Raw genomic sequence first — 16,003 nt, forward strand, 5'->3', positions numbered from 1 at the left:
GAAGCGAATATGGGAAAAGGGAAAATCATGGATTCGTTTAAAGAAGCTGCTGAACTGATCAAAGACGGAGACACCCTCATCGCAGGAGGATTCGGCCTGTGCGGCATTCCGGAACAATTAATTCTCGCGATCAGGGACAGCGGCGTGAAAAACCTGACCGTTGTCAGTAATAACTGCGGTGTTGATGACTGGGGACTGGGCCTCTTGCTTGCAAATCGGCAGATCAAAAAAATGGTCGCATCCTATGTGGGAGAAAACAAAACCTTTGAACGGCAGTTTTTAAGCGGGGAGCTGGAAGTCGAATTGGTTCCTCAAGGAACGCTCGCAGAACGAATTCGCGCGGGAGGGGCGGGCATCCCGGGTTTTTATACATCTGCGGGCGTCGGAACATCAGTAGCCGAAGGAAAAGAACAGAAGACATTTGAAGGACGCACCTATCTTCTGGAGAAAGGAATTACAGGGAACGCCGCCATCGTAAAGGCCTGGAAAGCTGATCCTATGGGCAACCTGGTTTTCAGAAAGACGGCGAGAAACTTCAATCCGCTTGCTGCCATGGCAGGCAAAGTGACGATTGCAGAGGCTGAAGAAATCGTCGATATCGGAGAGCTTGATCCGGATCACATTCATACACCGGGTATCTTTGTCCAGCATGTGCTCAAAAGCACGACACATGAAAAACGGATTGAACGCCGCACCGTCCGGGAAGCATGAAGAAGGGAGCTGATCTCATGAAAGATGGCAGAAAACGAATGATCGCACGGGCAGTAAAGGAAATTAAGGACGGAATGAATGTGAATTTGGGGATAGGCATGCCGACGCTTGTCGCCAATGAAATCCCGGATCATTACAATGTGATGCTTCAGTCGGAAAACGGCTTGCTCGGAATCGGCCCTTATCCCCTTGCCGGAACGGAGGACCCAGATCTTATTAACGCCGGGAAAGAAACCATTAGCGAAGTCAAAGGAGCCTCGTATTTTGACAGTGCCGAATCGTTTGCTATGATTCGCGGGGGTCACATTGATGTCGCCATCCTCGGCGGCATGGAAGTGTCCGAGCGGGGAGATTTGGCGAACTGGATGATCCCCGGAAAAATGATTAAAGGAATGGGCGGCGCCATGGACTTGGTTCACGGAGCAAAACGGATCGTTGTCATCATGGAGCATGTGAATAAATATGGAGAGTCCAAAGTGAAATCGGAATGTACGCTGCCTTTAACCGGCAGGCAGGTCGTCGATCGGCTGATCACAGATTTGGCGGTATTCGATTTCCGCCAAGGCCGTATGACGCTGACCGAATTGCAGGAAGGTGTAACAATAGAGGAGGTCTTTGAGAAAACAGAAGGTCATTTTACTGTCAGTGAAGCATTAACGTCCGGGCGGAAATAAGGAGGTATCATCATGCATTCAATGCTGAAACACAAAACAGCTGTAGTGACAGGGGCAGCCAGAGGAATCGGATTTGAAATCGCTCAAGAATTCACCCGTGAAGGAGCCTCCGTTCTCATAGCGGATGTTAATGAACAGGCGGGAAAAGAAGCTGCTGCAAAACTCAGCGGAGAAGGCGCCCATGCCATCAGCATCACGTGTGATGTAACAGATGAAAAACAAACGGCCGATATGATTCAAACAGCCGTGACGGAATTCGGCCGGCTCGATATTCTCGTAAATAACGCGGGCATTCAGCATATCGCGCCCATCGAGGAATTTCCCGCGGAACAGTTTGAAAGGCTCATCCGTGTCATGCTGACTGGACCGTTTCTCACCATGAAACATGCATTCCCCGTCATGAAAAAACAGCAGTTCGGACGGATCATCAATATGGCGTCTGTCAACGGACTGATCGGTTTTTACGGAAAAGCGGCATATAACAGTGCCAAGCATGGCGTCATCGGCTTAACGAAAGTCGGCGCACTTGAAGGCGCGGCTGACGGCATTACCGTCAATGCGCTTTGCCCGGGATATGTGGACACTCAGCTTGTCCGCAATCAGTTAAAGGATATTTCCGCAACAAGGAATGTACCGTACGAACGGGTGCTGGAGGACGTCATCTTTCCGCTCGTTCCCCAAAAACGGCTGCTGTCAGTGAAGGAAATTGCGGATTACGCCGTATTTTTGGCTAGCGACAAAGCAAAAGGCGTCACCGGTCAGGCCGTCGTTATGGACGGCGGGTATACCGCTCAATAGTTCTGATACCCATGAAAAAACAGCCGTTCTAAAGCGACTGTTTTTTTCTGTCCAAATAAGGAGTGCAAAATAAAAAGGGGTTCTTGATAAGCAAGATGGTGAATGCTGACGGAAGGTCTTACAAAACAATGTAAACAAAAAAAGCCGGAATTCAATCGATTGAGAATGCGTCAATCGGTATCGGAGCAGGCTCATCCGTATGTTCTGCGCCGCATTTCACTTGCAGATTTTCCTCTTCTAATTTCATTCCTGCATAACCAGTTTACAATCCTTCACAGATATACAAATGAACTTTTACAATAAACAGAAAAGATGTAATTTCTGACACAATTATGCCGATATACCCAAAAAATATGAAACATCAAGGGCGCACCATGAGTGAAGAAGAGTCGGTAACAAGCTTCCGGCCCGGCTCTTATCACCTCTCTTTAAGACTGATTTTAGGTGAAACCCCCATGTTTTATTTTATGAATAAATATATCTAATTCGTTTGTAAAATCGAACAATAACTCCTCCGAAAGTATTCTATACACATTTGTTGTAATCATGCTAGGATGTTAGATAAAGGGATAATTTGTAGGATATTGTATTTTTGTTCAATATGATCGGAGGAATCTCATGAACAATCTTGCCTTTTTATTTCCTGGACAAGGGTCTCAATTTGTAGGAATGGGTAAACAATTTTGGAACGATTTTGCGGTCGCAAAAAGATTATTTGAAGAAGCTGGCGACGCGATCTCCTTGGATATAAAAAAGCTGTGTTTTAACGGTGATATGAATGAATTAACAAAAACAATGAATGCGCAGCCCGCTATTTTAACGGTCAGTGTGATTGCGTTTCAAGTGTATATGCAAGAAATAGGGGTGAAGCCCCGCTTTCTTGCAGGTCACAGCTTAGGAGAATACTCGGCGCTTGTCTGTGCCGGCGCCCTTTCTTTTCATGATGCCGTTACACTTGTAAGGCGGCGGGGAATTCTTATGCAAAATGCCGATCCTCAGCAGCAGGGGACGATGGCCGCCGTGACCCGGCTCTCTCTTCAAACATTGCAAGAAATGTGTGCGAAAGTGTCGACGGAAGACTTTCCGGCAGGTGTAGCCTGCATGAATTCAGACCGGCAGCATGTGATTTCCGGACACCGGCAAGCTGTGGAACGTGTCATCAGGATGGCGGAGGAAAAGGGGGCGGCATACACTTATTTAAATGTAAGTGCACCTTTTCACAGTTCAATGATAAGATCGGCATCCGAACAATTCCAGAGTGCATTACACCAGTATTCCTTCCGGGATGCCGCATGGCCGATCATTTCAAACGTCACCGCACGCCCTTACAGCAGCGGAAATGCGATCATCGAACATCTCAAGCAGCACATGACGATGCCGGTAAGATGGGCGGAATCAATGCATTACTTGCTTTTACAAGGAGTCACAGAAGTCATCGAAATGGGTCCGAACAATGTCTTAACCGGTCTGCTGAGAAAAACAACGAATCACATTGCACCTTATCCCTTAGGACAGACATCTGATGTTCAGCTGCTTTCCAATTCAGCGGAAAGAAAGAAGCATATTGTCCGTTTACGCAAAAAACAACTGAATAAATTGATGATTCAATCCGTCATTGCGCGAAATTACAACGAGGATTCAGCGGCTTATTCCAATATGACGACGCCATTATTTATGCAAATCCAAGAGCTGAAGGAGAGAATGAAAAGGCATGAAGACGTGCTTTCAGAACAAGAACTCGAACATTCAATCCATTTATGCAAATTAATTTGTGAAGCTAAACAGCTTCCGGCTTGGGAACAATTGCAGATTTTAAAATAAAGCGCCCAGGAGGGGACCTATGTATACCAGTCAATTCCAAACCTTAGTAGATGTCATTCGGGAAAGAAGCAGCATATCTGATCGCGGGATCCGTTTTATCGAATCCGATAAAAACGAGACAGTTGTCTCTTACCGCCAATTGTTTGATGAAGCGAAAGGGTATCTTGGCTATTTACAGCATATCGGCATTCAGCCGAAGCAGGAAATTGTATTTCAAATCCAAGAAAACAAATCATTCGTCGTTGCTTTTTGGGCTTGTATATTAGGAGGAATGATCCCGGTACCGGTCAGTATCGGAGAAGATGATGACCATAAGCTGAAGGTGTGGCGCATTTGGAATATATTAAATCATCCGTTTCTGATTGCCTCTGAAAAAGTATTGGACAAAATAAAGAAATACGCTGCAGAACACGATTTACAGGATTTCCATCATCAATTAAACGAAAAATCTGACATCATTCAAGACCACACCTACGATTACCCCGCTTCGTTTTATGAACCTGATGCGGATGAACTGGCTTTTATCCAATTTTCTTCCGGATCGACAGGAGATCCAAAAGGAGTCATGTTAACGCATCACAACTTAATACATAACACGTGCGCCATTGGGACTGCCCTAGCCATTCATTCGAAAGACTCTTTCTTATCATGGATGCCTTTAACGCATGATATGGGGCTCATCGCCTGCCACCTTGTTCCCTTCATAACCGGAATCAATCAAAATCTAATGCCTACAGAATTATTTATTCGCAGACCTATTCTTTGGATGAAAAAAGCTCATGAACATAAAGCCAGTATTCTATCCTCTCCTAATTTCGGGTACAACTACTTCCTTAAATTTCTGAAAAACGAACCAGACTGGGATTTATCCCATATCAAAGTCATCGCAAACGGTGCAGAACCGATATTGCCGGAGCTCTGTGACGAATTTTTGACTAGATGCGCAGCATTCAATCTGAAAAGATCCGCCATTTTGAATGTTTACGGTTTAGCGGAAGCTTCGGTTGGCGCAGCGTTTTCTAAAACAGGTAAAGAATTCGTTCCCGTTTATTTGCATCGTGACTATTTAAATCTTGGTGAAAGAGCTGTAAACGTCAGCAAAGAGGATCAACATTGCGCTTCATTCGTCGAAGTAGGACAACCTATTGACTATTGTCAGCTTCGGATCTCCGATGGAGCAAATGAAAGATTAGAAGACGGAATCATCGGCCATATCCAGATCAAAGGAGACAATGTGACGCAAGGGTATTATAACAACCCCGAGAGTACGGAAAAAGCGCTGACTTCTGACGGCTGGGTAAAAACGGGAGACCTCGGATTCATTAGTGAAAGTGGCAACTTAGTCGTAACCGGAAGAGAAAAAGACATTATTTTCGTGAACGGAAAAAATGTCTATCCTCACGATATTGAGCGGGTCGCGATTGAAATGGAAGAGGTTGACTTAGGAAGGGTTGCCGCCTGCGGTGTATATGACCAAAAGACGCGAAGCGGAGAGATCGTGCTCTTTGTTGTTTACAAAAAATCACCTGAAAAATTCGCGCCGCTTGTCAAAGAGATCAAAAAGCATTTATACCAGCGGGGCGGCTGGAGCATAAAAGAAGTCCTTCCGATCAAAAAGCTGCCAAAAACGACGAGCGGGAAGGTTAAGCGCTATGAACTGGCCAGACAGTATGAAGCAGGGAATTTTTCAGCAGAGTCTGCCGCCATCAATGAATGTTTGGAGAGCAGCCCGAAAACTTCCGGACAGACTCCCATTCATGAAATCGAAACGGAATTACTGTCTATCTTTTCCGATGTGCTCGATGGGAAAAAGGTTCACCTCACTGACAGTTATTTTGATATGGGCGCAAATTCATTACAGTTATCGCAGGCTGCCGAGCGTATAGAACAGAGATTTGGACGCGAGCTTGCCGTTTCCGACCTCTTTACGTATCCTTCTATTACTGATTTGGCGGCATATCTGTCTGAAAGCCATGCTGAAATCAAGCAGGACGTGACAGCGAAACCAAGCCATGTGACACCGAAAGATATCGCCATTATCGGGATGTCGCTCAATGTCCCGGGAGCATCAACTAAAAGTGATTTTTGGAATCTGCTTGAAAAAGGTGAGCACAGCATTCGGGAATACCCTGCATCCCGGCTGAAAGATGCGGCGGATTATTTAAAGTCCATCCAAAGCGAATTCAATGAGAATCAGTTTGTGAAGGGCGGCTATTTAGATGAAATCGACCGCTTTGATTACTCGTTCTTCGGTTTAGCTCCTAAAACGGCTCAGTTTATGGACCCCAATCAAAGACTGTTTTTGCAGTCTGCATGGCATGCGATTGAAGATGCGGGCTATGCCGGCGGCAGCATGAACGGGAGCCGTGTCGGGGTATATGCGGGGTACTCGAAGGTAGGCTACGATTATGAACGTCTCCTTTCTGCGAATTATCCGGAGGAGCTTCATCAATATATTGTAGGCAATCTTCCTTCCGTGTTAGCCAGCCGGATCGCTTATTTCTTAAATTTAAAAGGGCCGGCGGTCACAGTGGATACGGCATGCTCCTCATCGCTTGCCGCCGTTCATATGGCATGCAAATCTTTAATGTCCGGCGATTGTGACATGGCACTTGCCGGCGGTATCCGGACATCGCTCTTGCCGATCCGTATCGGGCTTGATATGGAATCTTCGGACGGGTACACGAAAACGTTCAGTAAAGATTCAGACGGCACGGGCACAGGTGAAGGCGCGGCGGCTGTCCTGTTAAAACCTTTGCAGGATGCGGTTCGCGACGGAGACCATATTTACGGCGTAATTAAAGGAAGCGCGATAAATCAAGACGGAACAACCGCCGGGATTACCGCACCGAATCCGGCAGCTCAGACTGAGGTCATTGAGACGGCCTGGAAAGACGCGGGCATTGATCCTGAAACGCTGTCTTTCATCGAAGCACATGGCACCGGAACCAAGCTCGGCGATCCGGTTGAATTTAACGGACTTTGTAAAGCGTTTGAAAAGTATACGGCAAAAAAACAATTTTGCGCGATTGGTTCTGTTAAATCGAACATCGGTCATTTGTTTGAAGCAGCAGGCATCGTCGGACTGATCAAATCTGTCCTCATGCTGAATCATAAGAAAAACCCGCCTTTAGCGCACTTTAATGAACCTAATCCGCTCATTCATTTTCACTCTTCACCATTTTATGTGAATCAGGAAGCTGCGGAGTTCACATCGGGTGATGAGCCGCTGCGAGCCGGAATCAGCTCGTTCGGTTTTAGCGGAACGAACGCTCATGTGGTATTGGAGGAATATACTTCTCAAAATGAGGATGCACCCGAAAATGAAAATGAGCCGCACCTATTTGTTTTATCCGCTCATACTGAAAATGCACTCTATGAACTTGCACAGCAGTACCGCCAATATGTAGCAGATGACAGCCCTTCATTGAAGTCCATTTGCTATACAGCCGGCACGGGCAGAGCTCATTTGGATCATGGTATTGCCATGATTGTATTCAGTAAGCAGGAATTATGTGACAAGCTGACTTCCGTAATCCAGGGAGACAGACATCTTCCCGGAGTATACGTTGGTTATCAGAACTTGAAGGAAATGCTGCCTGCTCATAAAGAAGAGCTGAATAAACAAGCAGCCGCTCTGATGGAGCAGCGTATACGTACACATGATGAACGGATCACATGGCTGAATCGCACTGCCGAATTATTTGTGCAGGGAGCCGTTGTAGACTGGAGCGCCATTTACGCCGGTGAAACCGTACAAAAAACGCCATTGCCCCTTTATCCGTTTGAACGGAACCGCTGTTGGGCTGAAGCTGACCAATTGCGCCTAAACGAGGGCCAAGAGAAAGGAGAAGCCGCATTGAACATCAATCAATCGAAGGCGCATATTGAATCCTTCCTGAAAACTGTCATCAGCAATGCTTCGGGAATCAAAGCAGATGAGCTTGATCTGAACGCTCATTTTATCGGGCTCGGAATGGATTCCATCATGCTGTCACAGGTCAAAAAAGCCATCGCGGACGAATTTGGGGTAGACATCCCGATGGATCGTTTTTTTGATACGATGAACAACCTTCAAAGTGTCATCGATTACTTGGCTGAGACCGCTCCATCGTCCTTTGGATCCGCTCCGGCTCAAGAGAATGTTCCGGTGCATGAAACACTAGTCATTCCAGAAGCACAGCCTGAATCTGGTCACAGAGAAGATCATCAAGGACATATGCTTGAAAAAATAATCGCTTCTCAAAATCAATTAATCCAGGACACCTTGCAAGCTCAGTTAAATAGCTTTAATTTGCTGAAAAACGGCGGTTATCATTCCGATGTGAAAGAACACGATAAAGCACAAGAGAAATCAATTCCTTCTGTCAAGCAGGGGCCTCCGGCCGTCACTGCAGAAAAGAAAACGGCCCAAGAAGCGAAACCCTATGTTCCTTTCCAGCCTCAGAACCTGCATGAACAGGGACACTATACCGCACGGCAAAAACAATATTTAGAAGATTTCATCGTGAAATATGCAGATAAAACGAAAGGTTCCAAACAGTATACGGACAAAACCCGATTTGCTCATGCAAATAACCGCAACTTGTCCAGCTTCCGTTCATATTGGAAGGAAATCGTGTACCCGATTATTGCCGAACGTTCTGACGGTTCCAAAATGTGGGACGTTGACGGAAATGAATATATCGATGTCACCATGGGATTCGGAGTTAACCTTTTCGGGCATCATCCTTCCTTTATTACACAGGTTATCGATGATTCAGTCCGTTCATCATTGCCTCCGCTCGGCCCGATGTCGGATGTCGCAGGAGAAGTTGCCGACCGGATCCGCACATGCACTGGGGTGGAAAGGGTCGCTTTCTATAATTCCGGAACAGAGGCTGTCATGGTTGCCCTTCGTTTAGCGCGGGCGGCAACAGGAAGAAAGAAAGTTGTGGCCTTCTCGGGGTCTTATCACGGTACGTTTGACGGGGTATTAGGGCTTGCCGGCACAAAAGGCGGAGCCTCGTCTGCGAATCCGCTGGCTCCGGGCATACTGCAGAGCTATATGGATGATTTGATTATTTTACATTACAACAATCCCGATTCGCTCGATGTGATTCGCAGCCTCGGTGATGAATTGGCAGCCGTACTGGTTGAACCGGTACAAAGCCGCAGGCCCGATTTGCAGCCGCGGGCATTTTTGAAAGAATTGCGGGCGATCACGCAGCAATCCGGAACAGCTTTGATTATCGATGAAATTATTACAGGATTTCGGATCGGTCTCGGCGGCGCTCAGGAATGGTTCGGTATTCAGGCTGATTTAGTGACCTACGGAAAAATCATCGGCGGCGGACAGCCGTTAGGGATTGTTGCCGGAAAAGCTGAATTCATGAATGCGATCGACGGGGGAACCTGGCAGTATGGGGACGATTCCTATCCGCAAGATGAGGCAAAACGCACGTTTGTGGCCGGCACCTTCAATACTCACCCGCTTACCATGAGAATGTCGTTAGCCGTGCTTCGCCATTTACAAACCGAGGGAGAACACCTGTATGAACAGCTGAATCAAAAAACAGCCTCCTTGGTTGATCGGCTAAATCGCTTCTTTGAACAATCGCAAGTGCCTATCCGCATGGTTCAATTCGGTTCTTTATTCCGGTTTGTCTCATCGCTTGATAACGACTTGTTCTTTTACCATCTCAATTATAAAGGGGTCTATGTGTGGGAAGGACGCAACTGCTTCCTATCCACGGCGCATACCGCGGATGATATTGAACATATCATTCAAGCTGTTAAAGACACGGTGAAGGATCTTCGCCGAGGCGGATTTATTCCGGAAGGCCCGGATTCTCCTGATGACGGCGGCCATAACAAATCCGGGGCGTACGAGCTTTCAGATGAACAAAAACAATTGGTCATGGCATCCCATTATGGGAATGAAGCTTCTGCAGCTTTAAACCAGTCCATTATGCTGAAAGTAAAGGGCGAACTGCAGCATACACCATTAAAACAAGCCGTCCGGCATATCGTCGACCGTCATGAAGCTTTACGTACGGTGATTCATCCCGATGACGAGGTACAGCAGGTGCAGGAACGGATGACTATAGAAATACCTGTCATTGATTTTACCGGTCACCCGGAAGAACAGCGGGAAACAGAAATTCAGAAATGGCTGACAGAAGATGCCAAGCGGCCGTTTCACTTCTATGAACAAAAGCCCTTGTTTAGAATCCATGTGCTTACATCGGCTCACAATGAACACCTGATTGTGCTCACGTTCCATCATATCATTGCCGATGGATGGTCAATCGCCGTTTTTGTTCAAGAGCTGGAGAACAGCTATGCGGCAATCGTACAAGGAAAACCGTTTCCGCTAAAAGAGGCCGCTGCTTCATTTCGCCAATATTTAGACTGGCAGCAGGCGCAAATTGACAGCGGCCATTATGAAGAAGGAGTCCGGTATTGGCGGCATCATTTTTCTGAACCGATACAGCAGGCAGTCCTGCCGGGCGCCGCTTCTGCCCGCCATCAGAACGGATACGAGGGAGACCGGTGTACCGTCCGGCTTGGGCGGCCTTTAAGCAAGGCCTTAAAGTCTTTGAGCATTCGGATGAAAAACAGCGTATTTGTAACGATGCTTGGTGCATTTCACCTTTTTCTGCACCAGCTTACCAAACAGACGGGCCTTGTAATCGGGATGCCGACAGCCGGTCAATCCCATATGAAACAGCATGATCTGATTGGAAATTGCGTCAATATGATTCCGGTAAAAAACACGGCTTCTTCAGAAACCACTTTATCCGGCTATCTGGACCGGATGAGAGAAAACGTGAATCAAGCAATGCGCAATCAAGACGTTCCGATGACACTGGCGGCCAGAGAACTTCCGCACAATCATGTGCCGGATATGCGTATTATTTTTAATTTGGACAGGCCTTTTCGAAAGCTTCACTTCGGAAAGGCGGAAGCTGAGCTCGTTGCTTACCCTATGAAATGCATTTCATACGATCTGTTTCTTAACGTAACGGATGTCGATCAAGAATACGTTCTTGATTTTGATTTTAATACGAATGTCGTCAGTCCGGAGATCATGAAAAAGTGGGGAGCGGGCTTTACGACATTGCTGCAAAAGATGGTTGAAGGGGATTCAGTCCCTCTTAACGCCCTGGTGATGTTTTCCGATGAAGAACAGCATGATTTACAAGAACTGTACGCCGAACACCAAAAGCGGGTCTCCTCAATCGTAAGCAATACGGAAAAACTTGCTGATGCCTACGAGGCGCCGGCAAATGAAACGGAGCGGCAGCTGGCGCGTATTTGGGAGGAGCTTTTCGGCCTTGAACGGATTGGCAGATCAGATCGCTTCCTGGATCTGGGAGGAAACTCACTCCAAGCGACCCTTATGCTATCCAAAGTTCAGAAGACATTTCATCAAAAGGTTTCCATCGGACAATTTTTCAATCATCAGACTGTTAAGGAATTAGCACGTTTCATTCAGAACGAAACGAAAGTCATGCACCTCCCGATCAAAGCTGCTGAGAAAAAAGCGTATTACCCGACATCGCCGGCGCAGCAAAGAGTCTATTTCCTCCACCAAATGGAGCCCGATCAGCTGGCTCAAAATATGTTCGGGCAAATATCAATAACAGGGAAGTACGATGAGCAGGCTCTGATTTCTTCCCTTCAACAAGTCATAGAGCGGCATGAAGCGTTTCGCACATATTTTGACATTATAGATGGTGAAATCGTCCAAAAACTTGATAACGAAGTTGATTTTAACGTTCATGTCCGGACGATGAGCCGGGACGAATTTGACGCCTATTCAGACCGATTTGTAAAACCGTTCCGCTTGGAAGAAGCTCCTTTGGTTCGTGCGGAGCTGATCAAGATTGAAAACGGGCAAGCCGAACTGCTCATCGATATGCACCATATCATTTCGGACGGTTATTCCGTCAACATCCTTACAAATGAATTGCTGGCTTTATATCATCAAAAACCGCTACCGGATATTGAATTTGAATATAAAGATTTCGCCGAATGGCAAAACCAATGGCTGAATGAGGATGCCATGAAGCGGCAGGAGGCATATTGGCTGGAACAATTTCCAGACGAAATCCCGGTCCTTCAATTGCCGACAGACGGTTCAAAAGCGGCGGAGCAGTCTTCTGAGGGACATCGCGTGACGTGCTCTTTACAGCCGGATGTCATCCGTTCGCTGCAAGATCTGGCGCAAACAGCGGGAACGACTCTCTATACGGTGATGCTGGCCGCCTACAAAGTGCTGCTTCATAAATATACGGGCCAAGAAGATATTGTCGTAGGCACGCCTGCTTCAGGAAGAAATCATCCGGATATTGAAAAGATCATCGGTATTTTCATACAAACCCTCGGAATCCGAACGAAGCCGCACGCCAATCGAAAGTTCTCGGATTACCTGGAAGAAGTAAAGCGACAGACGCTTGACGCTTTCGAAAACCAAGACTATCCATTCGACAAGCTTGTGGAGAAATTAAATGTGCAGCGGGAAACAACGCGAAAATCGCTGTTTAACACGATGTTTGTGTTTCAAAATATTGAATTTCATGAAATCCGGCACGATGAATGTACGTTTAAGGTGAAAGAGCGAAATCCCGGAGTCTCTTTATATGATTTGATGCTGACGGTCGAAGATGCCGGACAACAGATCGAGATGCATTTTGATTTTAAACCGGGACAGTTTGAAAAAGACACCATTGAACAGATCACCAGACACTATATCAGCATATTAAACAGCCTTGTGGAGCAGCCGGAGATGACGCTGTCTTCCGTTCCTATGCTGTCTGAAACCGAACGGCATCAATTACTGACGGAGTGTAATGACACAAAGACGCCATATCCGCATAACGAAACAGTAACCCGATGGTTTGAAATGCAGGCGGCACAGCGGCCCGATCATCCAGCCGTTATTTTTGGCAATGAGCAGTATACGTACAGACAGCTCAATGAACGGGCGAACCAATTGGCGCGGACGTTACGGATAAAAGGCGTACAAGCGGATCAATTCGTTGCCATCCTTTCTCCGCATTGCCTTGAGCTGATTGTTGGCATTTTGGCTGTTCTGAAATCCGGCGGCGCATACGTGCCTATTGACCCTGAATATCCGGAAGATCGAATCCAATATATGCTGAGAGATTCAAGGGCGGAGGTTGTGTTAACACTGCAGAGCCTGCAAGATCAATTACCGTATGATGGTGACGTTGTGCTTTTGGATGAGGCAAGTTCATATCATGAGGACCGCTCGAATCTTGAATTGGAAAGCAATACACATGATTTGGCCTACATGATCTATACGTCGGGTTCTACGGGAAATCCGAAAGGTGTACTCATTGAGCACCAAGGGCTGGCTAATTATATTTGGTGGGCGAAAGAGGTTTATGTAAAAGGTGAGAAAACCAACTTCCCATTATACTCTTCCATCTCTTTCGACCTGACGGTGACCTCGATATTTACACCGCTGGCTACTGGAAATACCATCATTGTCTTCGATGGAGAGGACAAAAGCGCCGTGCTTTCTGAAATTATAAGGGACACAAGAATAGACATGATCAAATTGACACCGGCACATTTGCATGTCATCAAGGAGATGAATATAGCAGGCGGCACCGCCATACGGAAAATGATTGTGGGCGGAGAAAATTTAAGCACCCGTCTGGCCAAAAGTGTCAGCGAGCAGTTTAAAGGCCGGCTGGACATTTTCAATGAATACGGACCGACGGAAGCTGTCGTCGGATGTATGATTTATCACTTCAACGCAAAACGGGACAAGCGGGAATTTGTACCGATCGGCACACCGGCAGCCAATACGGATATTTATGTGGCCGATGCAAGCAGAAACCTGGTTCCGATCGGGGTAATCGGCGAAATGTATATCAGCGGACCGGGTGTGGCCAGAGGGTATTGGAACCGCCCGGATTTAACGGCAGAGAAATTTGTTGAAAACCCGTATGTCCCGGGAGCGAAGATGTACAAAACAGGGGATTTGGCTAAACGATTGAAGGATGGAAATCTTGTATATATTGGGCGCGTTGATGAACAAGTCAAAATCAGGGGCCACCGAATCGAGCTTGGTGAAATCGAAGCGGCGATGCATAACGCGGAAGCGGTGCAAAAAGCCGCGGTTACAGTGAAAGAAGAAGACGGCTTAAACCAATTATGCGCGTATTACGTAAGCGACAAGCCTATAGCGGCGGCGCAGCTTAGGGAACAATTGTCATCCGCGCTTCCGGATTACATGGTTCCGTCTTATTTTATCCGTCTGGACGATATGCCGTTAACGTCCAACGGGAAAATAAACCGTAAGGCACTGCCCGCGCCAGAAGCGAGTCTGCAGCAGACATCTGAATATGTTCCGCCGGGCAATGAGACGGAGTCCAAACTCGCAGATTTATGGCGGGAAGTGCTCGGAATAAGCCGTGCGGGGATTAAACATCATTTCTTTGATCTCGGAGGGAACTCCATTCGCGCAGCGGCCTTAGCCGCCAGAATTCAAAAAGAGCTGGATGTGAATCTGTCTCTAAAAGATATATTCAAGTTTCCTACCATTGAACAATTGGCTGAAAAGACGTTACACATGGACAAAAATCAATATATACCGATCCCGGCCGCAAAAGAAATGTCCTATTATCCCGTTTCTTCAGCTCAGAGACGGATGTATTTGTTAAGTCACGCAGAAGGCGGCGAGCTGACTTACAATATGACGGGTGCCATGAGCGTGGAAGGAGGAGTTGATCCCGACCGGTTAAACGACGCTTTCCAAAAATTAATTGAGCGTCATGAAGCGTTGCGGACCAGCTTTGAATTATATGAAGGGGAGCCGGCACAGCGAATTCATCAGAGCGTCGACTTTACAATAGAACAAATTCAAGCAAGCGAAGAAGAAGCGGAAGACCGTGTGCTTGAATTCATCCAAGCGTTTGATTTAGCCAAACCGCCTCTGATGCGAGCGGGATTAATTGAAATTGAACCTTTGCGGCATGTGCTTGTGGTTGATATGCATCATATCATTTCTGACGGCGTGTCCGTCAATATTATGATGAACGATCTGAGCCGGCTCTACGCAGGGAGCCAACCGGACCCGCTTTCAGTTCAATATAAAGATTATGCGGTTTGGCAGCAATCAGACATTCAGAGACGGAACATCAAGAGCCAGGAAGCGTATTGGCTGGATCAGTTTCACGATGACATTCCCGTACTGGATATGCCTGCGGATTATGAGAGACCTGCCATACGCGATTACGAAGGCGAATCATTTGAATTTCTTATACCGGAACACTTGAAACAGCGTTTAAGACAAATGGAAGAAGAAACAGGCGCAACACTGTATATGATTTTATTGGCAGCCTATACGATTCTTTTATCTAAATACAGCGGACAAGAAGATATTATCGTAGGAACGCCGTCTGCCGGGCGGACTCATTTGGATGTGGAGTCCGTTGTGGGAATGTTCGTCAATACGTTAGTCATTCGCAATCACCCGGCGGGCCGTAAAACATTTGATGCCTACTTAAACGAAGTAAAAGAAAACATGCTGAACGCCTATAAAAATCAAGACTATCCGTTGGAAGAATTGATACAGCATTTACATCTTCCGAAGGATGCAAGCCGCAACCCTTTATTCGATACGATGTTTGTGCTGCAAAATCTCGACCAGGCTGAATTGACATTTGATTCTCTGCAGCTCAAGCCGTATCCATTTCATCATCCGGTTGCCAAGTTCGATTTGACCTTGTCGATTCAAACGGATCACGACAACTATCACGGGCTGTTTGAATATTCGAAAAAACTGTTTAAGAAAAGCAGAATCGAGATTCTATCAAACGACTATTTACACATCCTATCAGCGATTCTGGAACAGCCGGACATTCTGATCGATCAAATCGGATTGAGCGGCAGCAATGAGGAAGAAGAGAACGCGCTTGATTCTATTCAATTGAACTTTTAGGGAAAAGCATTATTTCTTTAAATTATATAAAATGAGG

Annotated in this window: 5 protein-coding genes; all 5 read left to right on the forward strand. The window is 46.6% G+C overall.

Going from position 1 to position 16,003, the window contains the following annotated elements; translation table 11 throughout:
• The first annotated feature begins 9 nt into the window (after positions 1-9).
• The 5 genes from ACQE26_RS14620 (at position 10) to ACQE26_RS14640 (ending at position 15,966) form a co-directional block, all read left to right on the forward strand.
• Positions 10-711 carry a CoA transferase subunit A gene (locus tag ACQE26_RS14620; RefSeq protein WP_500469934.1) on the forward strand — a complete coding sequence of 234 codons (702 nt, stop codon included), beginning with the start codon at positions 10-12 and terminating at the stop codon, positions 709-711.
• 17 nt (positions 712-728) lie between these two features.
• Entirely contained in the window at positions 729-1,385 is a 657-nt protein-coding gene (locus ACQE26_RS14625) for a 3-oxoacid CoA-transferase subunit B (protein WP_500469936.1), read from the forward strand.
• A gap of 12 nt (positions 1,386-1,397) precedes the next feature.
• Positions 1,398-2,183, forward strand: coding sequence for a 3-hydroxybutyrate dehydrogenase (locus ACQE26_RS14630; protein WP_438263499.1), 786 nt, complete (start codon positions 1,398-1,400; stop codon positions 2,181-2,183).
• Between the two features lie 618 nt (positions 2,184-2,801).
• Positions 2,802-4,004 (forward strand): ACP S-malonyltransferase, encoded by a 1,203-nt coding sequence (gene fabD / locus ACQE26_RS14635; protein ID WP_500469938.1) that lies wholly within the window; start codon positions 2,802-2,804, stop codon positions 4,002-4,004.
• Positions 4,005-4,023: 19 nt separating this feature from the next.
• Positions 4,024-15,966 (forward strand): non-ribosomal peptide synthetase/type I polyketide synthase, encoded by an 11,943-nt coding sequence (locus tag ACQE26_RS14640; protein WP_500469940.1) that lies wholly within the window; start codon positions 4,024-4,026, stop codon positions 15,964-15,966.
• The last annotated feature ends 37 nt before the right edge of the window (positions 15,967-16,003 follow it).

The organism is Bacillus sp. 5RYD7K (genome assembly GCF_059831465.1).

Bases quoted from the DNA above. Each gene is read 5' to 3' on its own strand.
- ACQE26_RS14620 (WP_500469934.1), top strand. From the start codon at position 10: ATGGGAAAAGGGAAAATCATGGATTCGTTTAAAGAAGCTGCTGAACTG.
- ACQE26_RS14625 (WP_500469936.1), top strand. From the start codon at position 729: ATGAAAGATGGCAGAAAACGAATGATCGCACGGGCAGTAAAGGAAATT.
- ACQE26_RS14630 (WP_438263499.1), top strand. From the start codon at position 1,398: ATGCATTCAATGCTGAAACACAAAACAGCTGTAGTGACAGGGGCAGCC.
- fabD (WP_500469938.1), top strand. From the start codon at position 2,802: ATGAACAATCTTGCCTTTTTATTTCCTGGACAAGGGTCTCAATTTGTA.
- ACQE26_RS14640 (WP_500469940.1), top strand. From the start codon at position 4,024: ATGTATACCAGTCAATTCCAAACCTTAGTAGATGTCATTCGGGAAAGA.